12 protein-coding genes and 1 tRNA gene are annotated in these 14,667 nt (G+C 59.3%); 2 read left to right on the forward strand and 11 right to left on the reverse strand.

From position 1 onward, the window contains the following. The 5 genes from ACILSI_RS12145 to ACILSI_RS12165 form a co-directional block, all read right to left on the reverse strand. Positions 1-527 (reverse strand): alcohol dehydrogenase catalytic domain-containing protein (locus ACILSI_RS12145; protein ID WP_395722149.1); only part of this gene is annotated, 527 nt, incomplete at its 3' end. Between the two features lie 95 nt (positions 528-622). Continuing rightward, positions 623-1,510, reverse strand: a complete 888-nt coding sequence (locus ACILSI_RS12150) for a sugar phosphate isomerase/epimerase family protein (protein ID WP_395722150.1) — start codon at positions 1,508-1,510, stop codon at positions 623-625. Between the two features lie 49 nt (positions 1,511-1,559). Then, positions 1,560-2,552: a hypothetical protein gene (locus ACILSI_RS12155; protein ID WP_395722151.1), complete on the reverse strand. Its 993-nt coding sequence runs from the start codon at positions 2,550-2,552 to the stop codon at positions 1,560-1,562. 502 nt (positions 2,553-3,054) lie between these two features. Then, complete coding sequence (locus tag ACILSI_RS12160) at positions 3,055-4,896, reverse strand: GreA/GreB family elongation factor (RefSeq protein ID WP_395722152.1); 1,842 nt, start codon at positions 4,894-4,896, stop codon at positions 3,055-3,057. A gap of 67 nt (positions 4,897-4,963) precedes the next feature. Next, positions 4,964-6,214 (reverse strand): class I SAM-dependent rRNA methyltransferase, encoded by a 1,251-nt coding sequence (locus ACILSI_RS12165; RefSeq protein ID WP_395722153.1) that lies wholly within the window; start codon positions 6,212-6,214, stop codon positions 4,964-4,966. A gap of 118 nt (positions 6,215-6,332) precedes the next feature. Here ACILSI_RS12165 and ACILSI_RS12170 point away from each other — a divergent pair, with 118 nt between their 5' ends. Continuing rightward, positions 6,333-8,528 carry an AMP-binding protein gene (locus ACILSI_RS12170; RefSeq protein WP_395722154.1) on the forward strand — a complete coding sequence of 732 codons (2,196 nt, stop codon included), beginning with the start codon at positions 6,333-6,335 and terminating at the stop codon, positions 8,526-8,528. A 76-nt stretch (positions 8,529-8,604) separates the two neighbouring features. Here the strand turns inward: ACILSI_RS12170 and ACILSI_RS12175 are convergent, their stop codons facing one another. The 3 genes from ACILSI_RS12175 to ACILSI_RS12185 form a co-directional block, all read right to left on the reverse strand. Next, positions 8,605-9,018 carry a hypothetical protein gene (locus tag ACILSI_RS12175; protein ID WP_395722155.1) on the reverse strand — a complete coding sequence of 138 codons (414 nt, stop codon included), beginning with the start codon at positions 9,016-9,018 and terminating at the stop codon, positions 8,605-8,607. A gap of 38 nt (positions 9,019-9,056) precedes the next feature. Beyond that, a tRNA-Val gene (locus ACILSI_RS12180) sits at positions 9,057-9,131 on the reverse strand. Between the two features lie 69 nt (positions 9,132-9,200). Next, positions 9,201-9,920: a VC0807 family protein gene (locus ACILSI_RS12185; RefSeq protein WP_395722156.1), complete on the reverse strand. Its 720-nt coding sequence runs from the start codon at positions 9,918-9,920 to the stop codon at positions 9,201-9,203. A gap of 194 nt (positions 9,921-10,114) precedes the next feature. Here ACILSI_RS12185 and nadA point away from each other — a divergent pair, with 194 nt between their 5' ends. Further along, entirely contained in the window at positions 10,115-11,056 is a 942-nt protein-coding gene (nadA, locus tag ACILSI_RS12190; protein ID WP_395722157.1) for a quinolinate synthase NadA, read from the forward strand. A gap of 5 nt (positions 11,057-11,061) precedes the next feature. Here the strand turns inward: nadA and ACILSI_RS12195 are convergent, their stop codons facing one another. From ACILSI_RS12195 to ACILSI_RS12205, 3 genes are read right to left on the reverse strand one after another with little or no spacing between them, the layout of a single operon-like run. Beyond that, positions 11,062-11,823 carry a formylglycine-generating enzyme family protein gene (locus ACILSI_RS12195; RefSeq protein ID WP_395722158.1) on the reverse strand — a complete coding sequence of 254 codons (762 nt, stop codon included), beginning with the start codon at positions 11,821-11,823 and terminating at the stop codon, positions 11,062-11,064. A gap of 3 nt (positions 11,824-11,826) precedes the next feature. Further along, positions 11,827-13,845, reverse strand: coding sequence for a prolyl oligopeptidase family serine peptidase (locus tag ACILSI_RS12200; protein ID WP_395722159.1), 2,019 nt, complete (start codon positions 13,843-13,845; stop codon positions 11,827-11,829). Between the two features lie 30 nt (positions 13,846-13,875). Further along, complete coding sequence (locus ACILSI_RS12205) at positions 13,876-14,478, reverse strand: MFS transporter (RefSeq protein WP_395722160.1); 603 nt, start codon at positions 14,476-14,478, stop codon at positions 13,876-13,878. Positions 14,479-14,667: the final 189 nt, after the last annotated feature.

Genomic DNA, 14,667 nt, shown 5'->3' on the forward strand with positions numbered 1-14,667 from the left:
CGGCGCACGAAATTGAGCGTGCGCAGGCCGAAGTGGTGAGCGAGCTGGATCAAGGCGCGGCCCACTCCGGAATTGGCGGCGTTTTGCGCCACCCAGGAGCCGGGTTCGAGGTCGGTGTAATGCTTGAGCAAGGCCCAGGCGGTGACGGGATTGATGCGCAGCATGCTGGCCTGCACCTGGTCGATCTGCGGCGGCAGTTTGGCGAAATGATGCTCCGGGGCGGTGAGATGCTGCGTCCAGCAACCGGTGCCGAGCAGCGGGATGACGACATCGCCTTTGGCCAGCGAGACGACGGCTTCGCCGACCTCCTCGACCTCGCCGCAGCCTTCGTGGCCGGGGATGCAGGGCGGATGCGCGGCACGGCCATAGGTGCCTTCGATGAAATTGAGGTCCGCCGGGTTCACGGGCGCGTAGCGCATGCGCACGCGGACTTCGTGGCCGGAGAGCGGAGTCAGCGCACGTTCATGAAGCTGCAGCACCGCGGCGGGACTGCCGGTATGATCGAATTGGAGGAAGTGGGAAGTCATGAGGGTGAGGTCAAGTGGTCAAGAGGGTCAAAGAGGTCAAGCGTCGCGTGTGCTTGACGGCTTGACCTTTGACGGCTTGACGGTTCCGCCAAGTCTCAGTCCTTCACCGCCAGCCGTGCCGCCGTGACGAGCTGCATGAACAACTCACGCTGCTCGGCGAGCGCGGCCACGGGATCGCCATCGGGCATTTTGTGGGCTTCGAGGCAGACATGGCCTTCATAGTCGATCTCGACGAGCAGTTTGGCGAGCTTGTCGAGCGGGTAGGTGCTGAGATTGACGCCGCGAATGTGGACGGTGTGGCCGAGGCGCTCTTTAACGAGGGCGAAGTTGGCTTCCAGGCCGGCGCCGATGAGGTCGGTGTCGTTGGAATTCCAGCAGACGCGCACGTTGTCGCGGTCGGCGGCGTCCATGATGGTTTTGATGTGCGGCAGCTCAGACGAATCTTTGCCATGCACTTCGAGGCGGATTTCCTGGCCGAAGCCGATGGCGTGATCACCGAGTTCGGCGAGCGCCTTGCCGATCTGCACCAGGGTCTTTTCGACGGGCACGTCCTTCGGCAGCGCGTTGGGCTTCACCTTCACGCCAGTGCCGCCGATGTCGTGGCTGAGCTTGATGAAGGCCTTGGCACCTTCGATGTTTTGCTTCAGCACCGCTTCGTCAGGCGAGTGAAACTCGAAATTGGTGCCCATGCCGAGGACATCGACGGGGGAGTCTTCGAAGCGGCTCCGCACTTCCTTGCGCTGCTCGGGCGTGAGCGAGACATCGACTTTGTGCGCATGCTCGATGCGCAGTTCCACGCCCAGCACCTTGGCGGTCTCGCAGTTCTTGATGAGCGTGGGCAGATCCCAGTCCTTGCCCCATTGGTAAGTGACGAGGCCGAACTGGATGTTCTCGCCCTTGTAAGTAAGTTTGGCGTCAGCGGCGAAGGCGGAGGCGGCGCTGGCGCCGAGGACGGTGTGCAGAAAGTGGCGGCGTGTGCTCATGGTTGGGCGAGCATAACGCCAAAACCCCGTCGCACATTGCTTTCTTGTGTCACTCGCCTTTCTGCGCGGTCTTTTCCGCCGCGATGTCCTTGCGGCGGAAGCCCTGGACGCGGCCGTTGCCCTTGTAGAGATAAATTTTTTTCACATCCTCCAGGCGCATGATCACCCAGGGGGAGAGGATGTTGCGCCCGTTTTTGGTATAGACCATGTTGTCAGCCAAATGGACGCAGGAGTGGAAGGCGTCCCCCGTCGTGTTGTCGAGGAAGAATAGCACATCGCCGAAAATATAGGGCGGCTCCACGGGAATGAAGTTTTCCAGCACCTGACTGGTGGCCAGCCGGGCGTCGAGCAGGTATTCATGCGGCTCGAAGTTGAAGAAGTTGAGCGAAGTCCAGTGGCAGTCTGGCATGACACCATGCTTGGCCATGTCCAGGCCAGGGTAGGTGTACAGCAGCTTTCGAGCGAGGGCAGGCAGCAGGTGGGAGATGCCCAGGTCATCGACGCCATCGAGCTCGATGATGGACTGAATCAGAGGCTCAAGATCCTTGCGGCGGATGCCGACCCCGAACGACCAGTATTTGATGAGCTCATCCGCATTGGCGGTTTTGTCCAGCATGAGGCGGATCATCAGGTTGCGGGTGCGGGTGCAGGCCTTGAAAATATTACGCGCCTCGGAATCTGACTGTGCATAGTTGAGCAGGGCGGGGATGTCGCTGAACGCGATGGTCTCGCCGCGCATGTAGCTGAGTTGCTTGATTTTTTGGATGAGTTCGGGACGCAGTTTGCTGCCTCGGTACCACTCATCCACTGATGTGCCGATGATGAGCACGGGATCGACATGGTACTCATTTTCCGGGTAATTTGCCAATTCGGTATAAATGATCGCACGGCTCTCAGGAGAAAGATTCTCCAGTTCTTGGAGTGGTGGGAGCACATGAACGAGGTTGTCATCTTTGACAATTTTTTGCGGCTGTAAGATGCTATCGATCAAAGCCTGCGATAATCCAGCGCGGGCAAACAAAGCCGGAAGCTGTGGGAGCATGGCGATTGGAAAGGTCCAGCGCGGCGTTGGACTCGGCAGCGGAAACCCCTCAATCAAGCTTTTAGGTGCTTCCAAATAGACGTAAGCGCATTGCAGCCGTCCCCATGGGCCAGGGGTGGCTTCAAAGACGGATTTCTGACTTGTGTCCCCGGTCGGTGAAGTCGGTGAGGTTGGTGTCGAAGTCTTGGTGCCGCCTAAAATGATGCCGAGGTTTTCGGCACTGGTGATTTGACCTTCAGATGGCAAGACCAGCACTGTGCTGTAGATCAAACCAACCAGCAGGATGACAATAGATGAGAAGGGATTCAAGCAATGGGCACGCGATGGGGGCTGGCGCATGATAAGACGTGGTCGGATAGGAAAAGTGGTTGGAGAAGAGTTATACTACACAGGAATGGTGACCTTGCAGATCCAACTAATTCCAGCGCGTTTGATAATCACTCACGCTTCCGACCTGTCAGGGTGAAAAACATTCATCTTTTCCCGATAAAGAACTGTGTGCTCAGGCAATGAAGGCCCGGATCGCGTTGATTTTCACCCGGCGGAGGCCATGAAGGGTGTCGGTTGGCAGATCCGTCTCCTCGCCTGCCGCCTTGCCGATAAGGGCTTTGGCGGATTCGGAGAGGTAGCTGATGATGTTCTTTTCCAGGTCTCCATCCCAGGCGCCGAGAATCGTGAAGGTCTCCTTCTCGCCGGAGGGAATGTCCTCCACATCGACCACGGTGCCGATGCCCACCTTGTCGGTGGGAACGTTGGCGAAATCGGTGCCGCGGGCGTTGCGCAACTCACGTTCGTACTTGCCTTGCATGCGCAGCAGCACGGCCTGGTGGTCACGGGCGGCCTTGTAACCGCCGTTTTCACGCAGATCTCCCTCGGCACGGGCGATTTGGATTTCGCGCTTGTTGTCGGGGATCTTGACGTTGACGAGGTCTTCCAGTTCCTTCTTTTTCTTCTCCAGGCTTTCCCAGGAGACAATGAGGGAGTCTTCTTTCTGCGGTCCGGCGTTTTCGGCCATCATGGCCTCCATTTCAGGACGGGCTTTGATGATGCGCGCCATGAGGGAGCGGCGGGTCAGTTCATCATAGGAAGAACTGTTGAGAATACGCTTGGCGAGCAGACGCACGTCCGCGTCTTCGGCCTCGGCAACCATCTCGCCGAGTAAGGTGCGATCGTCGGAAAGCAGGTCTTGGAGGCGTCCGGTGCGTTTGGGGCCACCTTCCATGTGGTCGTTCTCGATGACACCGAGGATCGCGTGGCCGAGGTCAATATCGAAGACGGATTCGGCGAGGCCTTTGCGTTCGCGGGTCATCCAGATGAGAAGATCAGCAGAAAGCAGGCGATTGCGCAGGGATTTCTTCAGCGTTTCGGCCAGCACATCGAGCTCATCGTTGGCATCCAGCACGGTGGCGATCTCAGCCACGGCGCGACCACCGGTTTTGGTGAGATGATGGAGAATTTCCGTGACCCAGCCGCGATTCGGGAAGGCGTCGGGGAAGGCGCGGTAAACCCGGCCCAGCATCGCGGAGGAAAGCGTCTTGAGAGCGTCAGCCAGCACTTCCTTGGTCTCGCAGACGAGGTCGGAGACTTTCATCGAACCCATTGGCGCGGTGGTGCCGAGTGTTTCGACAAGTTCATCACGGGCGAGGAGCAGTTGCAGACACTCCTTGAGGTTGAGTTTGATGCCCTTGCGCGCAGAATCAGAGATGTCCTGGAGTACGGGGATCAACTCGGTCTTTGGGTCGCTGAAAAGGTCCAGATCCTTCTGAATGCTGGCGAGCGCGGCGAGCTTGCCCTTCAAATCACGCGCGGCGACGAAGGATTTGACCATTTGATCACCAGCGCTCTCGGCCTGATCACGCAGGACCAGGTTTTCAGTGCGTTTGGCGGGCACGACGACATGACGGTGCGTTTTGAGCGCGCGCTTGGCACCTTCCCACCACTTTTTGTAATCGGCATCGGGCACGATCGCGCCTTTGAGCAGCTTTTCGAGGCCGTCGAGATGCAGGGTGCCGCCGCTGCTCTTGAGCGCCAGTTCGACGAGCGCCGGAGCGTTGTCTTTGGCCATGGCCTTGAGGGCGTCGAGGTCAGAGTGACGGCGGGCGAGGATATGATCGGAAGGAATGATCTCCAGCGAGCTGACCGCGAAGGAAATCTTCATCGGATGCGCCGGCTTGCCCTCGAAGTCGATCAGCACGCGGTCACCCAGCAGATCCCAGGAAGCGATCCTGCCGACTCCCCAGCTTTTGTGCAGGCAGAAGACACCTGGTTCAAGTTTGGAAAGTTTTTCGCCGTCTGCAGCCGGGAGCTTGCCTGCGGCCACGATGTTTTGCACCTCTGGATTCATGGGACGGGCAGATTAGACGGTGGCGGGGTTTGAGCAAAGGAAACCTTGCGGCAAGAGCGCCTTGTTTTTACCAGGCCAGGCACCATAGCACTTTCAGATAGCGTCCTTCTGGGCAGTTCGACATCACCGGATGGTCCGCTCCGGCTCCGGTTCGGTCCAAGATTTGCAGGCGGCGTTTGTTGCGGTGCGCGGCGCGCATGACGATGTCCTCGAACTCGGCCACATCGAGCAAGCCCGAGCAGGAACAGGTGACGAACAGCCCGCCGCGCTTCAGCAGTCCGAGGGCGACGGCGTTCATGTCGTAGTACTTATTGCGTCCGAGTTGGCCTTCTTCGGGGTCGCGGGAAAAGATGAGCTTAGGCGGGTCGAGCACCACCGTGTCCCAAAGTGCGCCATTCTGCTGCATCTGGCGCCCCCAGGTGAAGGTGTCCGCATGCACCCAGTCGATGCGCACCTGGTTCAAATCCGCGTTCTTCTTGGCCTGGGCGATGGCTTTTTCATCGAGATCCACGCCGGTCACATCCTCACAGCCACCGAGCACCTTGGCGCTGAGGGCGAAGCCGCCGGTGTAGCTGCACAAGTCAAGCACGCGTCCTTGGGCGAGGCGGGCGAACTTCAATCGGTTGTCCCGCTGATCACAGAAGAAGCCCGTTTTGTGACCGTCCTCAAAGCTGACTTGATAACGTACGCCGTTCTCACGCGCACGCACACCACGCGGAGCGGGCGCGTCTGCCTCCGGCACATCCGCCCAGCGCATGGCCTCGATGCGGGCGATGTCGGGATCGACCTGGATGACATGCTGCTTGGTGCCCAGCGCTTCGTGCAGTTTCGGCAGCCAGCGGCGCAGTCGCCGCCACACACCGAGTGTCGTGACCTCGATGGACAAGACATCCGCATATCGATCCACCACGAGGCCGCTGAGTCCGTCGCCATCCGAATGCACGGCGCGCCAGGCCTCGGTAGTTTCATTGAGGCGCAGAGTTTTGAGGCGCAGATCGAGCGCTGCGTCGAGTCGTGCGTCCAGCGCGTCCTCGGTGAGCACCGACTCGCCGTGCTGGAGCACGCGCAGGGGCACATGGGCCTGGGGATTGAAGAATCCGCTGCCGAAGATCTGCCCCTCCTTGTCATAGACATGGACCAAGTCACCTGGACCGGCGTCCGGGGAAACGGCGCGGATCATGTTGGGATACACTGCCGGGTTGAAGGAAAAGTACTTCATCTGCGCCCATGGGCGCAGCCAGTCCTCACTGCCGGGCGGCGGCGTGGTGCTGGGAGAGGAGGAATCGCGGCGGGGGGAACGCGGGGCAGAAGAGCGCATGGTCGGCATTTCATGCCTCGGAATCACACGCTGGACAAGCGCGGTCTGCTCTCTCCTCCTCACACGGTGGTTTTTAATAGTGCTGGAAAAGCGGGGATGCAGCCGCTTAGTTGAAAATATGGCCGCAGAAAAGCCCGTCACGCTCAAAGACCTCACCCTCGTTGGCAAAGAAAACCTACCCTCAGGCGGCGGGTTCATGATCCTGCCCGGCCAGCTCGGTTACTTTGATCTTCTGCGCCTGGAACTCTTGCTCGAAGGGCGTGAGATCGTGTATCTCATCGAGCAAGGAGCCGCGCTGCATCCGCTGTTGAAGGTTCACTTGGAAAAGGACAGCGTGCATGCCATGGTCATCGCTCCCGGCGAGACCACGCCGGACATGTACCGCAAGGCTGTCGCACAGGCGGCGAAAGGGCAGGGGGTCATCATCTACCTCCCGGCGGAGGCTGCGGCCATGACCTCCCCGCTTACCTGCGTTCCCGGCACGAAACTGGAGTTTCTGCTCAAGGCCGAGATTCCCGTCCTCCCACTGCACGTCCACCGTCGCCAGGACACCGCCCTGCCAATCGAACGCCGTTACAGCGATGCCGAGGTCATCTTCAACTTTGGCAAACTCCTCCAAGGGCCGGACATCAACCTCGCCACCTACCAGGAGAGCCTTCTCGCCCTCTCCGAGCAGAGTCTGAGCGAGCACTGTCCCGCGCTCGACCTGAGTCTTGGTTATGCCCTCATTCAAGGCTTTAAAAAACACGGCACGAGCAACAGCATCGTCGATGGCAAGGACGACAAAATGCTTGGCTACGACAAGGTTTTCGCCACCGCCATTGCTCTCGCCCAGGTCGTGAAGCGTGAGACCAAAAAGAAGCGCGTCGGCATCATCCTTCCTCCCGGCATCGGCGGCCTGATGTGCAATGTCGCCGTCGTCCTGGCCGGCAAGATCCCCGTGAACCTCAACTTCACCGCAGGCCGTGCGGCCATCGACAGCGCCATCCGCCAGGGGGACATCGACCGCTTCCTCACCGCCGACATTTTCGTGCGCAAGATGCAGAGCTTCCCCTGGCCGCCGAGCAAGCAGCTCATCCTCATCGAGCGTCTGTTGCCGAAGATGAAGCTCAGCATCGCAAAGTGGCTGCTCATCAGCAAAGTGTTGCCCGCCGCCCTACTTGCCGCCTTGCTCGGCATCGCCAAGAAAGGTGGGCGCGAAGAAGCCCTCTTGCTCTTCACCAGCGGAAGCTCCGGGGAACCCAAAGGCGTCGTCCTCTCCCATCGCAATCTCATCGGCAACGTCATGCAGTTTGGCAGCCGTCTGGGCTTGAAAAGCACGGACAGCATCCTCGGCTGCCTGCCGCTCTTCCATAGCTTTGGCTGCACGGTCACTCTCTGGTATCCCATCATCTACGGCCTCCATCTCGTCAGCTACCCCTCACCGCTGGAGGTGAAGAAGCTTGCTGAGCTCATCGAAAAATACCGCGTCACCCTCATGATCGCCACGCCCACGTTCCTGCGTGGCTACCTTCGTGGCGTGAACCGCGAGGCTCTCAACTCCATCAAATTCTGCGTCACCGGCGCTGAAAAGCTCCCCCGTGTCGTCTCCGACGCCTTCGAGACACGCTTCGGCAAACGTGTGCTCGAAGGTTACGGCCTCACTGAGACCTCGCCCGTTTCGAACGTCAACCTGCCCGATCCCGATCCCATCGGCCCCGAAGAAAATGGTTATGTCTGGTTGCCCAGCCACCGTCAGGGTTCCGTCGGTCACACCTTGCCCGGCATGGCCCTTCGCATCACCCATCCCGAAACCGGCAAGCCTCAGCCGCTGCATCAAAGCGGCATGATCTGGTTCAAAGGTTCCAACATCTTCGAAGGCTACCTCAACGACCCCAAACGCACCGCCGATGTCCTCCAGGATGGCTGGTTCCGCACTGGCGACATAGGCCGCCTCGATCTCGACGGCTTCCTCTACATTGAGGGCCGCCTCAGTCGCTTCTCCAAGATTGCCGGTGAGATGGTCCCGCATGAGACTGTCGAAGATGCGCTCGTCAAAGCCCTCGGCCTCGAAAACGAATCAACCCGCAAGATCGCCGTCGTCGGTGTTCCCGACCCTGACAAAGGCGAGGCGCTCATTCTCCTCACCAGCGTCCCCGGTGGTCCTGAGCACCAGGAGATCCTTGATCTTCGCTACCGTCTGCTCGACAAAGGCATGCCCCCGCTCTGGATTCCAAAAAAGATGATCCGCGTCGCCGACATCCCCATCCTCGCCTCCGGCAAGCTCGATGTCCAAAACTGCGAAAAGATCGCCAGGGCTGGGATGCACTCCTGATCATCCAACGGTTCCGCTGACACTAGTGGAAAATCCGCTGGCTAGGGTAGTGAGCGAAATTCTCGCTTGAGTAGCATCAACTCGGCCCGCCATATTTCTTCAAAACCTCTGCGTAAGCGTGTTTGAGGTGCCGTTGTCCTTTGGGCATCTGTTCCAAAAGCTCGAGGGTTCTAACGAGTTCTGTTTGATTGGTGAACTCACAAAAATCGTCCAAAGTTTCATCTTCGTACGGTTCGTCAGTGCTGTCGGCAACCGATGAAATTCTTTGTTTCCAAACGGATGCTCTGGCTTTCGATTTGCGATCACCCCACATGAGCCAGAACATGTAAACAAAGACGAGGATCAGCAATGCGACCGCCAATCTCTCAAAAATAGTTTTGAATTTGTCCATGCCAGCATCCCCAAAGAAATAGTATATCAGTGCTATCAGCGGGCCGACAATCAACAGGACCAAGAGCCTCTGTTTGAGGCTGCTAGTAAAGCGGTCCATGAAGCTCATGACATTTTTAGATGATCTTCAATCGGAAATGGTGCGCGATACAGGGTTCGAACCTGTGACCCCTACCATGTCAAGGTAATGCTCTACCACTGAGCTAATCGCGCGATTCCGGGGCGCAGTGTATAAATGACCTGTGCCGGTTCGGCAAACGGTTTTTGGTGGCTTTGCAAAGGTCATTTGTTGGCCACTTCCCGCCGCACGGTGGTGCCCTGATTCATGAGGTCGTCGCGCTCCAGGCCGGTGAGGCGGGTGATGGAGCGTAGCAGCCAGAGTAGCAGCGCCAGGGTGACACCCATGAGCGGGATGCCGATGACCAGGAATCCGCTCCAGTTTAGGCGGCCGATGGCCTTGGTGTATTCCTGGCTGCCGGGCGCTTTGTCGCCCAGCAGGTAGAGCGCGAGGATGAAATTTGCGATGGCGGAGAACAGCATCGTACCCGCCATGCCCCAGGAGGCACGTCTGAGCAGCGCGGCGAAGCTGTGATGCTTCTCTGGCGTGTCCAGCGCCTGATGCAGCGCGGGTTGGTTGATGACCTGCGGATTGAGCAGCATCTCATTGATGAGCGGTTTGCCCCAACGATGGCTCAGGGGGAAGGCGATGCCGAGGAAAATGGGAAACATGGCCTCCTTGGCCGCAAACCACGTCGCGTTGAGCTGGAGCAGGCCCAGACCGCCGGTGACGATGACGGCGATCAAACCGAGCACGGAAAAGAAGTTCAGCCCGCGCTTGTTCATGAAGCACCAGATACCAAAGCCCAGCGGTAGCAGCAGCGCCACCACCAGCGCCCAGGCCGGGCCGAGTCGATCTGGCGCGCTGAGCTTTTCGAGCGCGATAGAGGGCAGAATGACAGTGAGCGCGAGGTCGAGCAGGGGATGGGGCTGTTTTTGGGTCACACGAGGAATGTGGAATGCCGAATGCGGAATGTCGAGCCGAGAGAAGCGAGACAGACTGCCGCAGGCAGCCCGAAGGGAAGCGAAGCGCATCAACACGAATGATTTCACCTTCGCCAAGGCTTGACCTCTTGACCAATTCTTGACTCCTTGACCGCTTCTCTTGCTTCCGCTCCCGTCTGTTTTACTCCTTTACCATGGTCGCCACTGCCGCCCCCAGCCTCATCGAAGAAATCAAGCGCCTGAAACAGGAACGCAACGCCGTGATCCTGGCCCACAATTACCAGGACAAAGCCATTCAGGAGATCGCCGATTATGTGGGCGACTCCCTCGGCCTCGCCTACAAAGCGAAGGAGACCGAAGCGGACGTGATCGTCTTCTGCGGCGTGCATTTCATGGCGGAGACGGCCAAGATCGTGAATCCGGGCAAGATCGTCGTGCTCCCAGATGCCAATGCCGGTTGCTCGCTGGAACAAAGCTGCCCCGGGCCACAGCTTGAGGCATTTTTGAAGGCGAACGCGGCCAAGAACTACTACGTCATCGCCTACATCAATTGCAGCGGCCATGTGAAGGCGCTGAGTGACTGCATCTGCACCAGCGGCAACGCCGACAAGATCGTCGAGGCGGCGCCGAAGGACCGCCCGATTCTCTTCGTGCCGGATCAGAACCTCGGCTCGTGGGTCATGGAGCGCACGGGGCGCAAGATGGACCTATGGAAAGGCGCGTGCTACGTCCACGTCGAGTTCACCCGCGACAGCATTCAAAAGATCAAAGACGAATACCCGGACGCCAAGGTTGTCGCGCATCCCGAATGCACCTACGCGGTGCGCATGCTGGCCGATGAGGTTTGCAGCACGGAAAAAATGGTTGGCTATTGCCGCAATAGCCCGGCCAGCGCCTTCATCATCGTCACTGAAAGCGGCATGCTGCACCGCCTGGAGCGCGAGGTGCCGGGCAAGACTTTCATTCCCGGCCCCACCGGCCACTGCGCCTGCGCCGACTGCCGCTACATGAAGCTGAACACGCTGCAAAAGCTCCACGACTGCCTGCGCGATCTCTCGCCGCGTGTCGAGATGCCTGAGGATCTGCGCCAGCGTGCCGAGAAGCCGATTTTGCGCATGCTGGAGCTGAGCCGCTGATCAGCTTACTCCTTCTCGCATATGATGCGGAAGCCGACGCTGTCGAGACGGATGTTGTAGGGATCGGGGCCTCGAAACGAGGCTAGCAGGCGTTTTTCGCCACCGGTGCGGAAGGCACCGCCGCGCACGATGCGCAGGGTGTTCTTCGGCGGGTCATACCAGCCTTGTACCCACTCCCAGACATTGCCTGCGAAGTCGAAAAGGCCGTTGGCATCCGCCGGATAGCTGCCCACTGGCGCGGTGTCGGAATAGCCATCGTCGATTTCGAGCCACTTCGCATCGTAGCTGCCGCGATACTTGCGGCCAAAAGCCTCGTCGCAGAAATTGCCGACATCCTTGGCCAGCGGGCGTGTGCCCCAATGAAAGTGTCCCGTGCTTGGGGGCTGCTGCGTGGGAAAAACGTCCGGCTTTTCCTTCAAACCGGCCAGCAGGCTCCACTCCTGGTCGGTGGGCAGGCGATACTTGCGGCCTTCTTTTTTTCCCAGCCACTCGCAGAACGCTTCGGCGTCCTGCATGCTCACGTTCACAGCGGGATGATCGGGGGCCTGCGGAAAGTCAGGCTTCTTCCATTCAAGGGCGTTCGCCGTGACAAAGGCCTGGTAATCCTTCACCCGTGTCTCGTGGCGGCACACCAGCGCGTTGATGCTCGCCACACGCACAAAGGGCATCTCCAGGCTGTTCGTGAGCGCTGTTTCAATCTTGGGAGATTGAGCGCTGGCGCACGGGATCAGCCCCAGGAGGACAAAAACGGCGAGCAAACGTTGCATGGCTCAGTTCTGGGCAGGTGCGGGTTTCCATTCCCAGCTCTCGCCGAAGAAGCCTGCGTCCGCGACACCGCCTGGAGCCTGGCTGGTCTTTGGCTTGGAGAGATCGATAACCGCCCAGTCAGGCAGCTTCGCCACCTGGCGGGCATTGTTGAGGTAATCATACTCGCGGTAGGTGAAGCTGCTGTTGATCACGACATACTTCGCTGGGTTGAGCGGGTTCGGGTAGATTAGCACGGGCACGTTGGTCGTGGCATCGTAAGTCTTGCCATTCGCGACGAGTTTGTCCTTGGACCACTGAATGGGCAGCTTGTCGGCGATCTTGGCGAGGATCGCATTGCTCTGCGGGTCACCCCACAGTACGAGGTTGTTCGCGGCGATGTCGGCGTCGCTGATCGTGGCGTCATCCTTGGTTGGTGCGTCACCGCGGAACTGACGACGCCACTCAAACTGGGCGCGTTCCAGCTCGGCCTTGGCCCAGGCATCGACTTTTTCGCTCAAGCCGGGTTTAGTCGGTTTCACAAACAAGAACTTGTCCATGAACGCGTCGTCGATGGGGCCTTGCAGGCCGTGTTTCTTTGCAAGCTTGCCAGGTTCGTCGTTGCCGAGTGTTTGACCCCACTTGCTGTTCTTGAGCTGGAAATGCACGCGCCAGGAGCGATCCAGTTTGGGGCGGGTGACTTCCAAAATCTGCCCATCGATGATCACGGTGGGTTTGTACAACAACGACAGCGGGCAGTGGCCGCTAGGCATATCGAGCGTGAAGGCGGTGATATTTTGCAGCTTGATCGTGACCTCGGACTGGCCCGTGATGCGGGCATGGATGCGGCCGCGAGCCCAGTGCTCCTGCAAGGCATCCACGACCACCCAGTGCATGCGGTTGTAGCGCAGGAACCAGGTGGCGAGGTGAATCTCGTTCGGCGCACGGGTGCGTCCGATGGCGGCGATGCTGGCGAGGCGTTTCTCGATTTCGATGAGAGAGTCAGGATGAATTTTGTGTCCGGTCTGCGGGCCGATGATGTGCAGCAGATCGACGTTTTCGCCGCGCAGCGTGCGCTCCATCACATCGGCGGCCTGCTTCTGTTTGTCGATCTCGCCGCTGTAGGCCACGGTGGGGCAGTTTTCGAGGTTCAGCGCGTTGTCCGTGGCATTGTACCAGTGCCAGAGCTTCTGCTGATACCACGGTGCGCCGCTGACATCCTCGTTCTGGAAGCCGCCGAGGAACTCCGGCGTCTCGGAGAAGCCTGCGCCTGGATTCGCCGCGCACCATTTCTCCGCATAGTTCACCGCGAACTGCCACGCCGCCGCGCCGCCCATGCTGAAGCCGCGCACGATGACACGGTCCTCGTCGATGGCATAAAACTTGTTCGCGTGGTCGATGGCTTCGAGCAGGTCGATCTCGCCCGCGAACTTGTTCGCGCAGCAATAGCGACCGTAGGGATGCAGCACGAGCGTGTTCTTCGGCGCGATCTGGCCGGTCTGTTTGCGACGCTGGTCGAGGAAGGACATCTCGCTGAGCGTTTCGCCACGTCCATGGCACCAGATGTCGAGGCGGGAAGGGGCACCGACGTAGCTGTCAGGAATCACCATGCCGTAAGGCTGCACGGAGCCGTCGATCTTCGAGCGGTAGCCGCGCACGACGAGGCCCTTCTGCTTGGTCCACGGCGTCTGGCCGGTTTTAAACTGCTCCGCGCGCTGCAAGCCTTCCGCGATGAGTTCGTCCGCGCTTTTCAGCTCGTTGAGCTTGTGGACTTCGTTGTAACGCAGCGCCCAATCGACCGCCTTGTGATAAATTTCGAGATCGGGCAGCAAATCGGCCAGCAGCGGGTTCTTGGCTTGGGCTTTCGCGGCTTCGTCAATCGCGGCACGCAGTTTGGTCAACCCATCAGTCAATCGTGCCCGGTCCGCATCAGGAACCGCCACACCCGGAGGTGGCACTGGGCGCACGTTGTCGGCCTGGTTGTCTTTGGGGCCATCGGCAAAGACAGACGTGAGAGCGAGAAGAGGAAGGAGGAGACGCTTCATGGTTGGATCAGAGAAGAATGAGAAAAGGGGTTACTTCTTGCGCTTGGTTTTGGGTTTCTCGGCGGAGAGCAGCGGCACGTTGTGGATCTCGAAAGGCGCTGCGGTGGCGCTGTCGAATTCGGCGGCGGCTTCCAGTCCTGCGCGGGCGATTTCCTCGGCGGTCTTGGCCTTGTCATACGCGGCCTGCATCGCGCCGAGCGCGTAGTCGCGGCCCGAACCTGCGGCCCAGAACTTGTGAAACTGCTGCGCAGAGCGATACGAGTAGATCGCAAAGATGCCCTGCTGGTTGGCGGCGAGGCCGTAGAACTGCGTGGTCTCGTATTCCTCTCCCTTATCAGGCATGGAGGCCATGAAGTACTCGGCCTTCAGCCAGTGGTGCGCGTGGCGGAACGTTTCAAAGATGGCCTCGCAGGAGGAGAAATCACGCGGTCGCTCAGGATTGGCAAAGTAACTGTTCATCACCACCAAACTCGCCGAGGTGCCCGTGAGGCCGATGAAGGTGTCGCTGATTTTGGTGATCTTGGTTTTGTTCACGACATGTTGAGCCTTCTGCCGCAGTGAGCCAAGACAACTAAGCGTGTCAGCGCCAATGCAGGCGACGCCGTTTTTCTGAGTGACAACGATGGTGGACATAAGGGCGCATGACTAGCGGGGGGCGAGCCGAGGCGCAAGATCAGGATCAAAGTGGTCCGCACAGTCCCCTGTGCGGGGCGTGGAGGTCTCCTGGTGTGCATTTTTCAAATACCATCCGCGAAGAAACGAAGTTCTTGATTGCGAGGGAGTCATCATGTTTGCGGAGCGCCGCACAGAGGACTATGCGGA

Origin of the sequence: Prosthecobacter sp. (genome assembly GCF_044232965.1) — a bacterium.
In the GTDB taxonomy this organism is placed as follows: Bacteria; Verrucomicrobiota; Verrucomicrobiia; order Verrucomicrobiales; family Verrucomicrobiaceae; genus Prosthecobacter.

Coding starts and splice junctions, on each gene's coding strand:
- ACILSI_RS12150 (WP_395722150.1), bottom strand. CDS start 1,510: ATGAGCACACGCCGCCACTTTCTGCACACCGTCCTCGGCGCCAGCGCC.
- ACILSI_RS12155 (WP_395722151.1), bottom strand. CDS start 2,552: ATGCTCCCACAGCTTCCGGCTTTGTTTGCCCGCGCTGGATTATCGCAG.
- ACILSI_RS12160 (WP_395722152.1), bottom strand. CDS start 4,896: ATGAATCCAGAGGTGCAAAACATCGTGGCCGCAGGCAAGCTCCCGGCT.
- ACILSI_RS12165 (WP_395722153.1), bottom strand. CDS start 6,214: ATGCGCTCTTCTGCCCCGCGTTCCCCCCGCCGCGATTCCTCCTCTCCC.
- ACILSI_RS12170 (WP_395722154.1), top strand. CDS start 6,333: ATGGCCGCAGAAAAGCCCGTCACGCTCAAAGACCTCACCCTCGTTGGC.
- ACILSI_RS12175 (WP_395722155.1), bottom strand. CDS start 9,018: ATGGACCGCTTTACTAGCAGCCTCAAACAGAGGCTCTTGGTCCTGTTG.
- nadA (WP_395722157.1), top strand. CDS start 10,115: ATGGTCGCCACTGCCGCCCCCAGCCTCATCGAAGAAATCAAGCGCCTG.
- ACILSI_RS12195 (WP_395722158.1), bottom strand. CDS start 11,823: ATGCAACGTTTGCTCGCCGTTTTTGTCCTCCTGGGGCTGATCCCGTGC.
- ACILSI_RS12200 (WP_395722159.1), bottom strand. CDS start 13,845: ATGAAGCGTCTCCTCCTTCCTCTTCTCGCTCTCACGTCTGTCTTTGCC.
- ACILSI_RS12205 (WP_395722160.1), bottom strand. CDS start 14,478: ATGTCCACCATCGTTGTCACTCAGAAAAACGGCGTCGCCTGCATTGGC.